This window comes from Hymenobacter psoromatis, assembly GCF_020012125.1.
Classification (GTDB): Bacteria; Bacteroidota; Bacteroidia; order Cytophagales; family Hymenobacteraceae; genus Hymenobacter; species Hymenobacter psoromatis.
In genome coordinates this window covers 3,608,077-3,621,084 of the sequence record NZ_JAIFAG010000001.1, presented here as the reverse complement: position 1 = coordinate 3,621,084, position 13,008 = coordinate 3,608,077, and the positions used below count along the sequence as shown (strand labels likewise).

At 59.4% G+C, this 13,008-nt stretch carries 17 protein-coding genes; 9 read left to right on the top strand and 8 right to left on the bottom strand.

The genetic code is table 11. The features are described from left to right. The first annotated feature begins 57 nt into the window (after positions 1-57). The 4 genes from nadC to LC531_RS15615 all read left to right on the top strand — a co-directional run bounded on the left by nadC (position 58) and on the right by LC531_RS15615 (position 2,936). The gene (nadC, locus tag LC531_RS15630; RefSeq protein ID WP_223651873.1) at positions 58-924 is read left to right on the top strand and encodes a carboxylating nicotinate-nucleotide diphosphorylase; all 867 of its coding nucleotides are present in this window, start codon (positions 58-60) and stop codon (positions 922-924) included. Between the two features lie 135 nt (positions 925-1,059). Further along, complete coding sequence (locus LC531_RS15625; RefSeq protein WP_223651871.1) at positions 1,060-1,680, top strand: YcxB family protein; 621 nt, start codon at positions 1,060-1,062, stop codon at positions 1,678-1,680. 54 nt (positions 1,681-1,734) lie between these two features. After that, positions 1,735-2,109, top strand: coding sequence for a hypothetical protein (locus tag LC531_RS15620; RefSeq protein WP_223651869.1), 375 nt, complete (start codon positions 1,735-1,737; stop codon positions 2,107-2,109). Positions 2,110-2,198: 89 nt separating this feature from the next. After that, positions 2,199-2,936: a ZIP family metal transporter gene (locus tag LC531_RS15615; RefSeq protein WP_223651867.1), complete on the top strand. Its 738-nt coding sequence runs from the start codon at positions 2,199-2,201 to the stop codon at positions 2,934-2,936. A gap of 85 nt (positions 2,937-3,021) precedes the next feature. On the opposite strand, the gene LC531_RS15610 is transcribed toward LC531_RS15615, so the two are convergent. Both LC531_RS15610 and LC531_RS15605 read right to left on the bottom strand, forming a co-directional pair. After that, the gene (locus LC531_RS15610; protein ID WP_223651865.1) at positions 3,022-3,348 is read right to left on the bottom strand and encodes a hypothetical protein; all 327 of its coding nucleotides are present in this window, start codon (positions 3,346-3,348) and stop codon (positions 3,022-3,024) included. A gap of 102 nt (positions 3,349-3,450) precedes the next feature. Then, a complete protein-coding gene (locus LC531_RS15605) occupies positions 3,451-4,395 on the bottom strand; it encodes a DnaJ C-terminal domain-containing protein (RefSeq protein ID WP_223651863.1) in 945 nt (314 codons plus the stop codon). Positions 4,396-4,691: 296 nt separating this feature from the next. On the opposite strand from LC531_RS15605, the gene LC531_RS15600 reads away from it, so the two are divergent. Next, positions 4,692-5,282, top strand: coding sequence for a DUF6799 domain-containing protein (locus LC531_RS15600; protein WP_223651861.1), 591 nt, complete (start codon positions 4,692-4,694; stop codon positions 5,280-5,282). On the opposite strand, the gene LC531_RS15595 is transcribed toward LC531_RS15600, so the two are convergent. Together LC531_RS15595 and LC531_RS15590 are read right to left on the bottom strand one after the other, a co-directional pair. Continuing rightward, entirely contained in the window at positions 5,279-5,476 is a 198-nt protein-coding gene (locus LC531_RS15595) for a hypothetical protein (protein ID WP_223651859.1), read from the bottom strand. The two genes, LC531_RS15600 and LC531_RS15595, sit on opposite strands and share 4 nt — an antisense overlap. 40 nt (positions 5,477-5,516) lie before the next feature. Beyond that, the gene (locus LC531_RS15590) at positions 5,517-5,900 is read right to left on the bottom strand and encodes a septal ring lytic transglycosylase RlpA family protein (RefSeq protein WP_223651857.1); all 384 of its coding nucleotides are present in this window, start codon (positions 5,898-5,900) and stop codon (positions 5,517-5,519) included. A 96-nt stretch (positions 5,901-5,996) separates the two neighbouring features. Here LC531_RS15590 and LC531_RS15585 point away from each other — a divergent pair, with 96 nt between their 5' ends. Next, complete coding sequence (locus tag LC531_RS15585) at positions 5,997-6,224, top strand: hypothetical protein (protein ID WP_223651848.1); 228 nt, start codon at positions 5,997-5,999, stop codon at positions 6,222-6,224. An 8-nt stretch (positions 6,225-6,232) separates the two neighbouring features. On the opposite strand, the gene LC531_RS15580 is transcribed toward LC531_RS15585, so the two are convergent. After that, positions 6,233-7,135 (bottom strand): glycoside hydrolase family 25 protein, encoded by a 903-nt coding sequence (locus LC531_RS15580; protein WP_223651847.1) that lies wholly within the window; start codon positions 7,133-7,135, stop codon positions 6,233-6,235. 120 nt (positions 7,136-7,255) lie between these two features. Between LC531_RS15580 and LC531_RS15575 the strand changes: the two genes are divergently transcribed. The 3 genes from LC531_RS15575 to LC531_RS15565 all read left to right on the top strand — a co-directional run bounded on the left by LC531_RS15575 (position 7,256) and on the right by LC531_RS15565 (position 9,305). Beyond that, positions 7,256-7,516, top strand: a complete 261-nt coding sequence (locus tag LC531_RS15575; RefSeq protein ID WP_223651845.1) for a VF530 family protein — start codon at positions 7,256-7,258, stop codon at positions 7,514-7,516. 64 nt (positions 7,517-7,580) lie between these two features. Beyond that, entirely contained in the window at positions 7,581-7,904 is a 324-nt protein-coding gene (locus tag LC531_RS15570) for a hypothetical protein (protein WP_223651837.1), read from the top strand. Between the two features lie 375 nt (positions 7,905-8,279). Beyond that, positions 8,280-9,305, top strand: a complete 1,026-nt coding sequence (locus tag LC531_RS15565) for a glycosyltransferase family 4 protein (RefSeq protein ID WP_223651835.1) — start codon at positions 8,280-8,282, stop codon at positions 9,303-9,305. Between the two features lie 667 nt (positions 9,306-9,972). Here the strand turns inward: LC531_RS15565 and LC531_RS15560 are convergent. The 3 genes from LC531_RS15560 to LC531_RS15550 all read right to left on the bottom strand — a co-directional run bounded on the left by LC531_RS15560 (position 9,973) and on the right by LC531_RS15550 (position 12,990). Next, positions 9,973-10,125 (bottom strand): hypothetical protein, encoded by a 153-nt coding sequence (locus tag LC531_RS15560; protein WP_223651833.1) that lies wholly within the window; start codon positions 10,123-10,125, stop codon positions 9,973-9,975. A 342-nt stretch (positions 10,126-10,467) separates the two neighbouring features. Beyond that, positions 10,468-10,857: an Hsp20/alpha crystallin family protein gene (locus LC531_RS15555; RefSeq protein WP_223651831.1), complete on the bottom strand. Its 390-nt coding sequence runs from the start codon at positions 10,855-10,857 to the stop codon at positions 10,468-10,470. 252 nt (positions 10,858-11,109) lie between these two features. Continuing rightward, positions 11,110-12,990 carry a BamA/TamA family outer membrane protein gene (locus tag LC531_RS15550; RefSeq protein ID WP_223651829.1) on the bottom strand — a complete coding sequence of 627 codons (1,881 nt, stop codon included), beginning with the start codon at positions 12,988-12,990 and terminating at the stop codon, positions 11,110-11,112. Between the last annotated feature and the right edge of the window lie 18 nt (positions 12,991-13,008).

The following is a 13,008-nucleotide window of genomic DNA, read 5'->3' as shown; positions in this document are numbered from 1 at the left end:
ACCGCTCGCCCGCGGTCGGGTTCTTTATGCGCCGGCCGGCCGGCGTACCTTTGCGGGGTGCCAGCCTACCCCGCTCCCTACCTCACGCCCGCCGCGCTCACCACGTTCATTCGCACCGCTCTGGCCGAAGACGTGGGCGACGGCGACCATTCGGCCCTGGCCGCCATTCCGGCCGAGGCCCGCAACCGCGCCCGGCTGCTGGTGAAGGGCGAAGGCGTGCTGGCCGGCGTGCAGCTGGCGGGCCTGATTTTTCAGGAAGTAGACCCCGCCCTGACGATGAGCGCGCTGCTCGCCGATGGAGCCCGCGTGCGGCGCGGCGACGTTGCTTTCACCGTGGAAGGCCCGGCGCGCAGCATCCTTACGGCCGAGCGCCTGATGCTTAATTGTATGCAGCGCATGAGTGGTATTGCTACCTATACCGCGCACCTGACTAAGCTGCTGGCCGGCACCAAAGCCCGGCTGCTTGATACGCGTAAGACGACGCCTAACTTCCGCCTCTGCGAGAAGTGGGCCGTACTCATCGGCGGCGGCGTGAACCACCGCTACGGGCTGTTTGATATGATAATGCTCAAGGACAACCACGTGGACTACGCGGGGGGGGTAGGGGCGGCCATTGCCGCTACCCACGCCTACCTGCGCCGTACTGGCCGCGAGCTACCCATCGAGGTCGAAACCCGCAACCTGGCCGAAGTGCAACAGGCCCTGGCGGCTGGCGGCGTGGCCCGCATCATGCTCGACAACATGGACCCCGCCGCCCTGCGCGAGGCCGTGGCCTTGGTGGCCGGCCGCGTGCCGCTCGAAGCCAGCGGGGGCATCACGGAGCAAACCCTGGCCGAAGTAGCCGCCACCGGCGTAGACTACATCTCGGTCGGGGCCCTCACCCACTCAGCTGGCATTCTGGATTTGAGCCTAAAAGCGTATTGATTGATGTGCTGATTGGGCTGATTGGCTGGCTGGATAACGCAGGCTGGCTTTTTTCGTCATCAAACACTGCCCTCCCGAACGCCAGCATATCAAAACCAGCACATTAGCACATCAACAAATTAGCACCTCCATAACGTGAATAATCCTAACCAACGCGGTGGCGGTGGCGGCTACCGCCAGCAGCAGGCCCCGCAGTCTTTGCCAGGCACCATCAAGACCAAGAAATACCAGTTTGACCCCAATACCTACACCCGCATTGCGATGGGCGAGGTGTGGCGCAAGCAGTGGTGGTACGCGCTCATTCCGCTGGCGGTGGGAATACTGCCGGCCGCCATCTGGCACTCGTGGTGGTGGCTGCTGCTGGGCGTGCTGCTGACGGTGGCGTTTGTGCTGCTACGCTCATCGCTAATATCGGGCGTGACGCAGATGGAGCAAAGCAAGCCCCTGTTTGAGCGCATGAACTACGAGGCTGACTCGCGCCAGCTCATCCTGCGCCAGAGCGAGCAGCGTGCGATGGCCCTGCCCTGGGACCAGATTGGGCGGGTGCGCCGCGAGCCCGATGCTTACTTACTGTACCTGAAACCGGCCGCCCCACCGGCCGAGCTAGCCACCTGGCGGCGCTGGATAGCGACGACGTTCGACGTGCCTGTATTCCTACATTTGCCCCTGCGCTTGTTTAATAACGACAACGACCGCAAGCTATTTGAGGCCCTGCTACGCCGTAAGGGGTTGTTGACCGACGCGCCGGCCGCCTAGCCGCCAGCTAAGATTTTCCTTCGTTTAGTTTTTGCTAATAATTTTTTGCTTCCTATGAAAAAGCTGCTTTCCTACCTGGCTCCGGCCGCCGTAGTGCTGCTCGCTTCGTGCAGCAGCGAGCCCTCCGACTGGCGCCCCGATAAAAAGGTATCCCTCGACTTGGTGGCACCCGGCACCCGTCCCACCGACAACTTTGACCAGGGCACCGCCGACGCACCCAACCAAGCCAAGGGCGGGGCCATCACGAATCCGGTTAACTCAGCTACCACCCTGGATGAGCGTCAGGCCCCTACGGCCAGCGCCGTGATGTCGGCCGATACCCAGGAGGGCATTGCCACTAAGCCCGGCAGCAGCAAGCGCAGTAAGAACGGGGCCAAAACTCCCTCGGGTATGTCCCCCAAGGAACAGACCGGCCTTCCCCAGCGATAAGCGGGCTGATTACCAGCTATTAAGCAAGCTTGCATCAATGTTGCGAATATATTTGCAACATTGATGCAAGCTTTTTGTTTTGTTTCCTTATGTGGATTGCGATATTCCTTTTGGCTGCGGCTGTGCTGGGGGCGGGCGGGCTGGTGAGCGTGGTGCCGGTCGCCCGCACGGGTCAGTGGCTTAAGCCCTTGCTGGCATTCAGCGGTGCCTACCTGCTCACGCTCACCATCACGCACCTGCTGCCCGAAGCCCTGACGCTGCTCCCTGCCACGCCCGCCCGCGTGGGTTACTGGATGCTGGCTGGTTTCTTCGGTCAGCTGTTGCTGGAGGTGCTATCGCAGGGTATTGAGCACGGCCATGTGCACGCGCCGGTAGCTACTGAGCGGGGTAGGGTGCCGCTGCTGCTAGTGCTGGCGCTGGTAGTGCATTCTGTATTGGAGGGTAGCATCCTGGTGCGGGGTGCGGGCAGCGGCGAAGTAGGCCGGCATTTTTACGCGCTGGTGCTGGGCATCGCGCTGCACCATGTGCCGGCGGCCGTGGCGCTGGCCACGTTGCTGCGGCTCCGCCTGGGTTCTTTTGGCCGGGTGTGGCCCTGGCTGCTGCTTTTCGCGCTGGCTTCGCCGGCGGGGTTGGTTTTTAGCAACTATGTGGTACTGCGGCAGCTGCTGGGCAGCGGCGTGTATGCGGCGCTGCTGGGCTTCGTGGCGGGCACTTTTCTCCACGTTTCGACCACTATTCTCTTTGAAACCAGCCCCGAGCACCGTCTCAATTGGCCCAAGCTGGGCGCGACGCTCGGCGGCCTGCTGCTGGCGCTGGCAGTAGGGTAGCGAGTGGCTAATGGGTAGGGAGGGTGATTTGCGTAATGTCGTTTAGTTGGCAGAACGACATTACGCAAATCACCCTCCCTACCCATTAGTCACTAAGCAAAGGCCCGGTGGCGCGCAGGAAATCTTCGAGCTGCCGGGCGCGGGCGGTTTCGAGGGCCAGGGCGGCTTGCAGGCTCAGCAGGCGCTGGCGCATGAGCAGCACTAAGTCGATGGCTTCGGGTGCCAGGCCCAGGCCGTGGTGCAGGCGCGCCAAGCGGGGTAGCAGCTCGTCAGGCTCCTCTATCTCAATAGTATCGGGGATAGGGGCGGGGCGCAGCAGGCCCAGGTCTACGAACTGGCGCAATTCGGCGCTGCCCAAGCCATAGCGGGCATCAACTTCTTGGAAAGTCAGAATTAAAACGCGGGTTTCCATGACTAATAGCTGATTTCTAAATGAATGACTGTGCTAAATTGATATAGTGCAAGCGATTTTTAGTTTACAGAAGCAGAGGGCAGCAACGCCGAGGCTCGGAAACTACTCGTCGCGCAACTTCGCCAGCTGCTCAAAAAGGCCACGCTCTTCATCGCTGAGATTGGTGGGTAGCTGCACGTTGAGGCGCAGGTAGAGGTCACCGTGTTTATCCTTTTCGCGGTATATAGGGAAGCCTTTGCCGCGCAGGCGTAAGCGGCTACCGTTGGCAGTTTCGGGTTTGAGCTTGATTTTGACCGGGCCGCCGAGCGTATCCACGGTTTGCTCGCCGCCGAGCAGGGCACGGTAGAGGGACACGGGCACATCCTGGGTGAGGTCGTCGCCAGTGCGGGCGTAGCGCGCATCAGGCAAAATGCGGAACGTAATGAGTAGCGAACCATTGGGCCCACCACTGCGGCCGGGGCCGCCCTGGTCGCGCAGCCGGATGGTCTGCCCATCGGCTACCCCCGGCTGAATGGTCAGGCGCAGATTTTTGCCATTGACGGTGAGCGTGCGCGGGCCGCCTTCGTAGGCTTCGGCCAGGGTCAGCTCCAACTCGGCTTGGTAGTCGGAGCCGGCCGCGGGGCGGCTACCGCGGCTACCCCCGGCCGCACCACCGCCCATGCTACCGAAGAGCGAACTGAAAAAGTCGGAAAAGTCTTCACCCTCGCCGCCACCAAAGGGGCTACCCCCGCCCGCCCCGCCAAAGCCGCCGCCTTGCGCATACTGGCTCCAGTCGAAGCCCCCGCTGGCCTGGCCGCCGCGCCCGGCCCCCGCCTGCTGGTAGCGCTGGTAGTCGGCCCCGAGCTGGTCGTATTTCTGGCGCTTCTCGGCGTCCGACAGCACCTCGTTGGCCTCATTGGATTCCTTGAATTTCTGCTCGGCCGCGGGGTTATTGGGGTTCACATCGGGGTGATACTGGCGGGCGAGCTTGCGATACGCCTTCTTAATCTGCTCAGTAGTGGCGTTTTTCTCAACGCCCAGGATTTTATAATAATCCTTGTAATCCATGAGGGTAGGTGCTGGTAGCAAAAGAATAAGGACCGTGCGCCCACGCGGAAAGTGCCAGGTCAGGCGCATGGGGTAGCCAGTACCTGAGTTGAACGGGGATGAGGGCTAGGGCGTTGGTTTAGGGGAGTTAAAAGGGTAGAACCAATTTTGCATTAAAACTAGATGAGATTCTTGCCCCTTTTGAGATACTAGGCCAGGTTAAAGTTCGTTTACTGTAAATAGGCTGAAAAGAATATTCGGCACGGTTTTGAACATTATGACCTCCAAAAAGGTCATTTTTTTATTTTCCCCTGTTTATGTCGATGAAATTAGTTATGAAGGCCCTACTGTTAGGGGGCGCGGTGCTACTAGCCCACGAAGGCCATGCTCAAACCCCAGCCCAGCCTCAGTCGCCTTCACCTACTCAAACTCAGCCTCCTACCCCCGCCGTGCCGGCTGCCGCGCGCCGCGTACTGGCCCCGCGCCGGGTAGTGGCCCCACGCCGCACTGGGGTTGCCCCGGTGCGCGCCAGAACCAGCGGGGTGATGGAAAAAGATGGTCTCACGCTGAAAGATGGCCGTGCGGTTCTTACTGAGCTGGGCCTGACTAGCCCCCTGGAGCAGGATAAGCGCCTACTCAATGGCACAACCGTAACTCCTAAAGGCCAGGTAACCAGTCCCACCGGCGAGCTGTCGCAGATGGCCGAGGGCGACTACGTATCGTTGACCGGCCGCCTCACCACCAAACGCGAAATAGTAGACGCTGACAGCGTGCGCAAGCTCGTAGCCTACGACCTCAAACACCCCGGCAAACGCAAGGAGCTGGAAAAAGCCCGCGAAAAAGCCGAAAAGGAGCGCGAAAAAGCCGCAAAAGAAGCGGCCAAAGCCCAGGCCAAGAACAACCATTAGGGCTGGCTGTAGTCGGCGAGTACGGCTATACCGGCCGCCTCATCTTTAGCTTCCACTACCTCGTCGATAATGAACTGAATCTCGGTATCGGACCAGCCTTCGGCTTCGGCGGCGCGCACGAAGTTAGCCAGAGCGGCAAAGCGGTTAGCGGCTTCGGCGGGGGGACTCCAGGTAAGGTGCTTGCGAATGTTCATGCCGCAAAGTAAAGTAGGGTGCGGGGCTTGCCCCCGCACCCTACTTTATTACCTTAATCCGCACCGGCGCTACGCCGGCCTGCACCAGCCCCAGCTTGCGAGCGGCGCGCTTCGACACGTCTACGATGCGGCCCTTGACGTGCGGGCCCCGGTCGTTGACGACCACCTTCACCGAGCGGCCGGTGCGCACGTTCGTAACCTTGATGCGAGTGCCAAAAGGCAGTGTATTGTGGGCCGCCGTGAGCCGGCCGGGGCGGTAGGGCTCCCCGCTGGCCGTGGCCCGACCCGCAAACTTGTCGGCGTAGTAGGAGCCCTGGCCCGACTCCGTGAAAGCGGATTTGCTGCTACCACAGGCCGCCAGGAAAAAAAGCAAGCTGCTTATTAAAAAGGCATTGCCGTAAAAGCGGCGAAAGCTAACGTGCATAATTAAGGTATTCATATTTCCTTCACTCGGCATCTCGAAATAAACGCTCATCTTTCGGCCGAATTCATTCCTAACCCTTTTTTCCACTTCCTTAGTATGAATAAGTCGTTGAAACTCGTAGCCGCCCTTGCCCTAACCGGCCTTTGCTGCACCGCTTACGCCCAGACTACCCCCGCCACTACCCCCGCACAAAGTGGCACTATGGCTGATGGCAAGATGGCCGATGGTAAAATGGACAAGAAGGACAAGATGAAAGAAGGCAAAATGCACGGGAAGAAGCACAAGGAGAAAATGGATGACGAAAAGATGAAGACCAAAATGTAGGTCTGGCCTTAGCGCTCCACTAGGTCGGCCGCCCGGCCCCGCCGCTCCGTTGAGCGGTCGGGCCGGGCGGTTTTTTGGAGGGGGGTAGGGGCTGTCAGGCGCAGGGCCTGCAAGGCTTCGTAGCTACCCTGGAAGACATTGAAATCGACAGTGCCCCGAATTCCCGGCACGTAAGCTTCGTCAGAATGCTGCCAGATAATCCAGCGCTCGGCGGGTAAGCGGGGGCGCGCCACCTCGTAGTGGGCCAGCCAGAGGGGGTAGTCGTCGAAGTGCCCAGCCAAGTAGCGCTGGTAAAAAGTATAATTGGAATAGAGAATGGGCCGCACGCCGTAGTGCGCCTGCACGGCCGTGAGCCAGGCGCGCACCGCGCGGCGCATGTCAGCCACGTCGTGAAAGCGCGGGGCCTCTACATCGAGCACGGGCGGCAGGTCGCCGGGCCGCAACGGCACCGTCTCAATAAACAGTGCCGCCTGCTGGCCGCCGTCGCGGTTAGGTAAAAAGTAGTGGTAGGCCCCGCTCACAATGCCCGCGGCGCGGGCCTCGCGCCAGTTGCGCCCGAAGCGCGCGTCGCGCAGCGTGGCCCCTTCGCTGGCCTTAATAAAGGCAAACCGCACCCGCTGCCGCGCCACTTCAGGCCAATCGATGCGCCCTTGGTAGGCCGATACGTCGATGCCGTGCACCGAGTAGCCGGCCAGCAGCGGCGTGCTTTCGTGGCCCGTGAGGTAGCGCGTAGTGAGCGTGGCCCAAGTGCGCCGAGCGTAGCGGTTGAGCTGGCGCTGGTGGCGCAGGTAGTAGGTGCCGCCACCCAACAGCCCCAGCAGCAGGCCCGCCAGCACCCAGCGCCGCCAGCCGCCCGGCCGCGGTGTGCGGGCAGGGGTAGGGGCAAGCAGGGGTGAGGCGGACGTAAGCATGAGGGCAGCAGGCCAAAAATAACGCGCGGTGGCCCGGCCCGCGTATACCAGCCGGGGCCGTAGCTTGCAAGCTTAATGCCGAACCGTGGGGTTCCGGTTCCTTACGCTGCCTCCATCCCTATGTCTGAAGCCCGCGACGCCAACGGCCATCTTATCCGCGAGCTGCACGGCGTGACGCTCGCCATCATCTTGGAGTACCTAGTGGCGCACTACGGCTTTCCGGGCCTCGATGAGCGCCTCCGGCTCAACTGCTTCGCCGTGGACCCAAGCGTTAAATCCAGCCTCACCTTTCTGCGACGCACGGCCTGGGCGCGGGCCAAGGTCGAGGACCTGTACGTGCGTTTGCGTACAGCCGAAGCGCTGGGTCAGTCGCTACCGTGAGGATTTTAGTTGCCAGCGGCTGGCTTTTTTGTTTTCCAATTTTCATTCCACACTTCTGCCCCACATGGCTGAGCTACGCGAAAAATCGGGGCCGCTCGCCCTGCTGGTAGGCTTTGTTTGCTTCGTAGCGTTCGAAACGGCAGCTTTCCAGCTGCTGCGCTTCCTCACCTCGGGGCTGGGCGAAGCCAACCAGTACCAGCCTGAAAATACCATCGTCAGTAACTGGGTCAAGACGACGGCCTTTATCGTGCTGCACCTGGCGCTGGTTATCGGGGCAGTGCTGGTGCTCAGCAACCGCCTACCCCGCCGCTACCGCGGCCAGGTTATGGGCTGGTTTTACTTAAGTTTATTGATGAGTTTTGGGCTGCTCATTCCACTGTTCTATTAGGGGTTGCGTTGGTAATTGGACTAAGGATTATAGCAAGGCCTTGTCAACCGCTTTGGTAGTAAGAACGACGACCTTTTTCTTTAATCTGGCAACCGGCGAAGCACAGGGCTTTGTAGAGGGTACAGCGGGAGTCAACCTAGAGGTAGTTCATAAGCTGGCGGGTGGACTGCTGGCCAGCCTCGTAGAGTTTTTTTGCCACGGGCGCGAGTTTCTGGTAGCGCAGCGCTAGGCCCGGTGGCCGACGTAAATGTGTAGTTTTTAGGCGTACCCAGTAAGTAGTGAATATAGATACTCTGCATTAGCATAAATGTGTATCTTTGCCGAAATCTGCCCAGCGTGCGTAAATCTTATTTTAATCGCACGGCATTAATCGCCATGAAACTCCTTTTTCTATCTCACGTTTTCTCGCCAGCGATTGGCGGTATTGAGGCGAGTTCCGAATTTCTAGCCAATGCCTTCGCGGAGGCTGGGTATGAGGTGCGCCTGATGACGATGACGGCGGGCGAGGTATCCTCGTTGCGCTACCCGGTCATCCGGCGGCCATCAGTGGCCGAAATGCTGAAGCAGCACGCCTGGGCCGATATCGTGTATGAGAATAATCCGTGCATGCGCCTAAGCTGGCCCAAGCTTCTATTTGGCAAGCCCTCCGTTATCACGTTACACACCTGGATTAGCCGTGCAGACGGAACGATTACGTTGGTAGATAAACTAAAATTTCGCTGGCTGGCGCACGCCAAAAAAGTTATTGCCGTGAGCCAGGCCATGCAGCAGCGGTGCTGGCCGCCGGCCATCGTTATTGGTAATTCCTACGAGGAACAGCTATTTAACTGCCAATCTGACCATCGCAACCTGGATTTTGTGTTCCTGGGCCGACTGGTTTCCGATAAGGGTGTTGAACTGGCCATTCGTGCTTTCAGTGACATGGTTTTTGTTCATCCTATTCCGGAGTTGGCGGAAGCTACCCTCACTATTATCGGCTCCGGCCCCGACCGCGAGCTACTGGAAAGTTTGGCGGCGAGCTTGCCCGCGCCGAGTCGCATCCGGTTTTTGGGACCACTCAAGGGAGAGACGCTGGTAACGGAGCTGAACCGGCATACCTTTCAATTTATTCCCTCCACTTGGGAAGAGCCGTTTGGCATTGTCGCCCTCGAAGGCATTGCGTGCGGCCTGATTCCGATTGCCTCAAATGGGGGCGGGCTTCCAGATGCTATTGGGAACGCCGGCGTCACTTTTGAGCGGGGCAACTTGGCTTCGTTGATAACGGTGACAGCTAACTTGGTGCACAGCCCGACGCAACAGGCCCAGTGCCGGGCTGCCGCGCCGGGTCACCTAGCAGCCTTTGGCAACGAGACCATCACCCGAAAGTTTATTGACGTATTGGAAGAAGCGGGGAATAGTTGAAAGCAGCTTTTTTTATGTTTTTTGATTATCCTATCGGCCATGCCAACGTGCGGGCGGCCGCCGACGAACTCTTCCAAGCAGATAGGCTGGCTTTTACACAGCCATTGCTACCTACCTTGGTTAAAAGTTTAGTCCAAAAATTAAACGGGCGGGTTGGTTGTCTGCTTCTAGTTGAAAGCCAAGATGCTTCGATATCAAATAGAAAGAAATATTTTAAAATATCATTTAAAAGGTGTCATGTGCTGCCAGCTTACCAGCGAGCTAGCACCTGCGGGTGTTATTAAAAAAGGAAATTTGGAAGCAAAGCTAGATTTTAGGGGCCGTTGACAAAGTTCTTTAAGAAACATATGTTGTAAATATTAAAATATATATTAAAATTCTTATTTTTTCAAATGTAACAAAAAAACATGCTTGGGCACGCCAGCAAACTGCTACAAACGACTTTTGACGAAGCTCCAGAAAGACTCAATGCCGTTGATATGGGCCATACCTTGCACAAACGTGTCGTGGCGTGGTGGACCCGGCATTGGCGGCTGTAGCTCACGTCCGGCAGGCCATCTTAGCCACGTCAGCCGTCCGTATTCACCATCGCGGCGGGGCCCTTTTTACCCCTAACAATACTCTGCAAAATATTTTTCGAGCAATCCGGTACGATTTCCGTGTATACCTAGTCGCCCCGCTTGAACAGGCCGAAAATAATCTTTTTGCCACTGACTCCCCGCACGCGTTTGCCACGCACCCGGCGCGGGCCGAAGTACGACTCATCAAGTTCGGGCGCTCGGTCTAGCTCGGCCGGTACGGGCAGAACTGGTGCAGGCACAGGTATAGCGCGTTGACCGGGCGCACGCTCATGCTTGTAAGCCGCGCCGCGTTCGAAACTATCAAATCCAGGACAAATAGACACAGCAGGCCGCAAAATTTGACCTCCGAAAGCTCGCTGCATTTATAATAGCGATTAGCGGAGTGCATAACAGAAGGTTACATCCTATTTTTGACTTTTACTTCCTAAGCCCATAACAAATTATTCTTCCCTAAAAACAACAAAGCCACTGCATTATGCAGTGGCTCTCAATGGGGTGAAACCAAAAGGGCCGGTCGGTCCCGGCGTTATAAAGGGGGTAGGGGCCGGTCGGTCCCGGCCATATTGACGGGCTGGGCAGCTTTAGCTGCCCGGCTGGATGTCAATCTCACGCGCGGGGCTCTCGGCCGGGTCTTTGAAGGGAATAACTACGCGCAATTCACCGTTTTCGTGCGAGGCATTGATGGCGGCCAGGTCAAGGTTCTGGGGCAGGTCGAGGGTTTGCACGAAGAGCGGCGCAGCTAGCTGGGATTCCGGCGCGTGACGAAATTCGCCGTATACTGTAAGCTTGCTATCCTTGAGCATGACGTGAAAGCTCTCGGCTGGCACGCTGGGCATAGCCACGTGCAGCACTACGCCCTTAGGACGCTCATTCATACGTAGCTTGGGCTGGGCTACCCCCCCGCCAATGGTGTTGAGCAGGTCGAGCTGCGGAGCGATAGAACGGATAAATTCGCGGCTGATAAATTTCATAGGGAGGAGCCTTTTTAGATGGCTTCGTCCCTACTAAGTCAAACCCCGTACCAGCTTGATTCTAGCCCCGAAAACGCTGAGAACTAGACGTTATGACGCGCTTTTAATCAGGTACTTACGTGCCTAATGACACCCTGGCCGAAAAGCCGCCGAAGTGGCAGGATTTGGGGTAAAGAGTTAAGAGTTTAAAATTAAGAGCTGAATAGTGCGGAAAGACAACTTTCATCTCTAAAATCCTAACTTTTAACTCTCTTAAAACCGACTGGTCAGCCCGAAGTGAATCCGGGAATTAGTGAGCGAAAACGAGGTGTTTAAAAACTCTGAGCGGCCCACTGAATATACAAATTGAAACAGCCCCGCCGCCGTGCGGAAGCTCAGGCCCGCGCCCAGGCCAGTGGGCTTGTCCACGGCGTTCACCTTGAGGTCGGTGGCCTGGTAGGCTTGCAACAGCGCCTGGTCGGCGAAGATGAATACGTAGCCCTCGGGCCCGGTGAACTGCCGCAGCTCGACGGTGCCCACGCCGTAGGCATTGGTGTAAAACTGGTTTTCGTTGAAGCCGCGCAGCGAGTTTAGGCCGCCCAGCCGAAACAGGTCATTAAGAAAAAACTGCTGGTTGAACAAGCCCTCGCCGCGCAGCCGCGCCAGCACTACGGTCTGTCGGCCCAGCGCCCAGTAGTGCTCAGCCCGCCCGCTGAAGCTGTACTGCGTGGAGCGCAGCCCCAGCCCCGCGTACAGCGTCTCGCTGATGGAGGCGTTGGGGCGAATAATTTTGGTCCCTACCCCCGCCTGCGCGCTCAGGAACAGTCCGCGGTGTGGAAAGAACAGGTCGTCCAAATTCGCCCGCGAGTAGCCCACGCCGTAGGACGTATACTCTGAATCGAGGTAGTCGGGCAGTTGCGTGAGGCTAGCGTAAGCGGCGCTGTCGAGTAGCAGGCGCGAGCTGCGCTGCTCCACGAAAAACGTAAGCCGCCCGGCCCGCGCCGTGGGGTAGCTCACTTGCAGGCGCGGGCGCAGGGTGAGGTAGTTGCCGGTTTGCTTGTAGAGGTTAAAGGTGCCGCCTACTTCGAGCGGTGTACCAAAGATATTGGGGTGCAAGTAGCTGAGGTCCAGCAGTTGCGAGAGGGCATCGACCTTGCGCCACTGCAAGCCTAGTTGCTTGCCGCCGCCGCGCAGATTGCGCAGGGCAATGGTCACGTCGCCCGTAAACTGCACCCCGCTGGCCCCGCCCGTATTGGGCAGCAGCCCCACAATGGCATCAAACTGGTTCGAGGAGCGCTCATCTAGTAGCAGATATACCCGCGCCCGGCCCCTGGCAAAGCGCACCTCGGGCTCGGCGCGCAGGCGTACGTAGGGCAGCTGGCGTAGTAGGGCGGCGGCGGCATCCACGCGCTGCTGGTTGTAGGGCGTGCCAGGCTCTATTTGCAGGTATTTGGTCAGGAAGCGCTTCTTGGTTTTGGTGGTACCCACTATTTGCAGCGAGTCGAAATACACCACCGGGCCGCGCTTGAGCACCACCCGGCCCGCGATGTCGCGCCCGGTCAGGCGCAGCGAATCGAGCCCCACCGTGGCGAAGGGGTAGCCCTGGTTTTCGGCCTCCGTGAGCACGCGCTCCTGCAAGGCCACCCAATCGGCGGGCCGCCAGGGCGTGCGCCGGAAAAACTTTTCGCGGTAGCCGGCCCGGATTAACAAGCCATCGCCCAGGTTGCCATTGTGCAAATACGCCCACCTAAACTGCTCGCCCACGTAGAGGCGCGCCCGCACCGTGTCGTGGCTCCAATGCAGCTCGTCGGCCGAGGCCGTGAGGTAGGAGTCCGCTTGCAGGGCCAGCACCACTTCGCGCACCGTGCGCAGGGCGGTGAGCGAGTCGGGCACCGTGGTGCGCGGGTGCAGGCGGCGCACCAGCGCCTGCCCGGCGGGCTCGGCCCCGAAGCGCAGCACGCGCGGGTGCACCGGCCGGCGCGGGGCAGCGGCAGGGATGGGGCTGGTAGGGGGGGGTAGGGGCGGCGAGGCCAGCGCCGGCGCGTTGGGCACGGCCACGCCGGGGCCGTTATCGGTGGTTTGGGCGCGCGCGGGCCCGGCGCGCAGGCCCAGCAGCCAGCAGCTCCAAAGCAGGAAGGTAGCGAGTCGGGCCATCGTTGGGAACGCAAACGC

Bases quoted from the DNA above. Each gene is read 5' to 3' on its own strand.
- LC531_RS15620 (WP_223651869.1), top strand. From the start codon at position 1,735: ATGAAAAAGCTGCTTTCCTACCTGGCTCCGGCCGCCGTAGTGCTGCTC.
- LC531_RS15615 (WP_223651867.1), top strand. From the start codon at position 2,199: ATGTGGATTGCGATATTCCTTTTGGCTGCGGCTGTGCTGGGGGCGGGC.
- LC531_RS15610 (WP_223651865.1), bottom strand. From the start codon at position 3,348: ATGGAAACCCGCGTTTTAATTCTGACTTTCCAAGAAGTTGATGCCCGC.
- LC531_RS15605 (WP_223651863.1), bottom strand. From the start codon at position 4,395: ATGGATTACAAGGATTATTATAAAATCCTGGGCGTTGAGAAAAACGCC.
- LC531_RS15600 (WP_223651861.1), top strand. From the start codon at position 4,692: ATGTCGATGAAATTAGTTATGAAGGCCCTACTGTTAGGGGGCGCGGTG.
- LC531_RS15595 (WP_223651859.1), bottom strand. From the start codon at position 5,476: ATGAACATTCGCAAGCACCTTACCTGGAGTCCCCCCGCCGAAGCCGCT.
- LC531_RS15590 (WP_223651857.1), bottom strand. From the start codon at position 5,900: ATGCACGTTAGCTTTCGCCGCTTTTACGGCAATGCCTTTTTAATAAGC.
- LC531_RS15585 (WP_223651848.1), top strand. From the start codon at position 5,997: ATGAATAAGTCGTTGAAACTCGTAGCCGCCCTTGCCCTAACCGGCCTT.
- LC531_RS15580 (WP_223651847.1), bottom strand. From the start codon at position 7,135: ATGCTTACGTCCGCCTCACCCCTGCTTGCCCCTACCCCTGCCCGCACA.
- LC531_RS15575 (WP_223651845.1), top strand. From the start codon at position 7,256: ATGTCTGAAGCCCGCGACGCCAACGGCCATCTTATCCGCGAGCTGCAC.
- LC531_RS15570 (WP_223651837.1), top strand. From the start codon at position 7,581: ATGGCTGAGCTACGCGAAAAATCGGGGCCGCTCGCCCTGCTGGTAGGC.
- LC531_RS15565 (WP_223651835.1), top strand. From the start codon at position 8,280: ATGAAACTCCTTTTTCTATCTCACGTTTTCTCGCCAGCGATTGGCGGT.
- LC531_RS15555 (WP_223651831.1), bottom strand. From the start codon at position 10,857: ATGAAATTTATCAGCCGCGAATTTATCCGTTCTATCGCTCCGCAGCTC.
- LC531_RS15550 (WP_223651829.1), bottom strand. From the start codon at position 12,990: ATGGCCCGACTCGCTACCTTCCTGCTTTGGAGCTGCTGGCTGCTGGGC.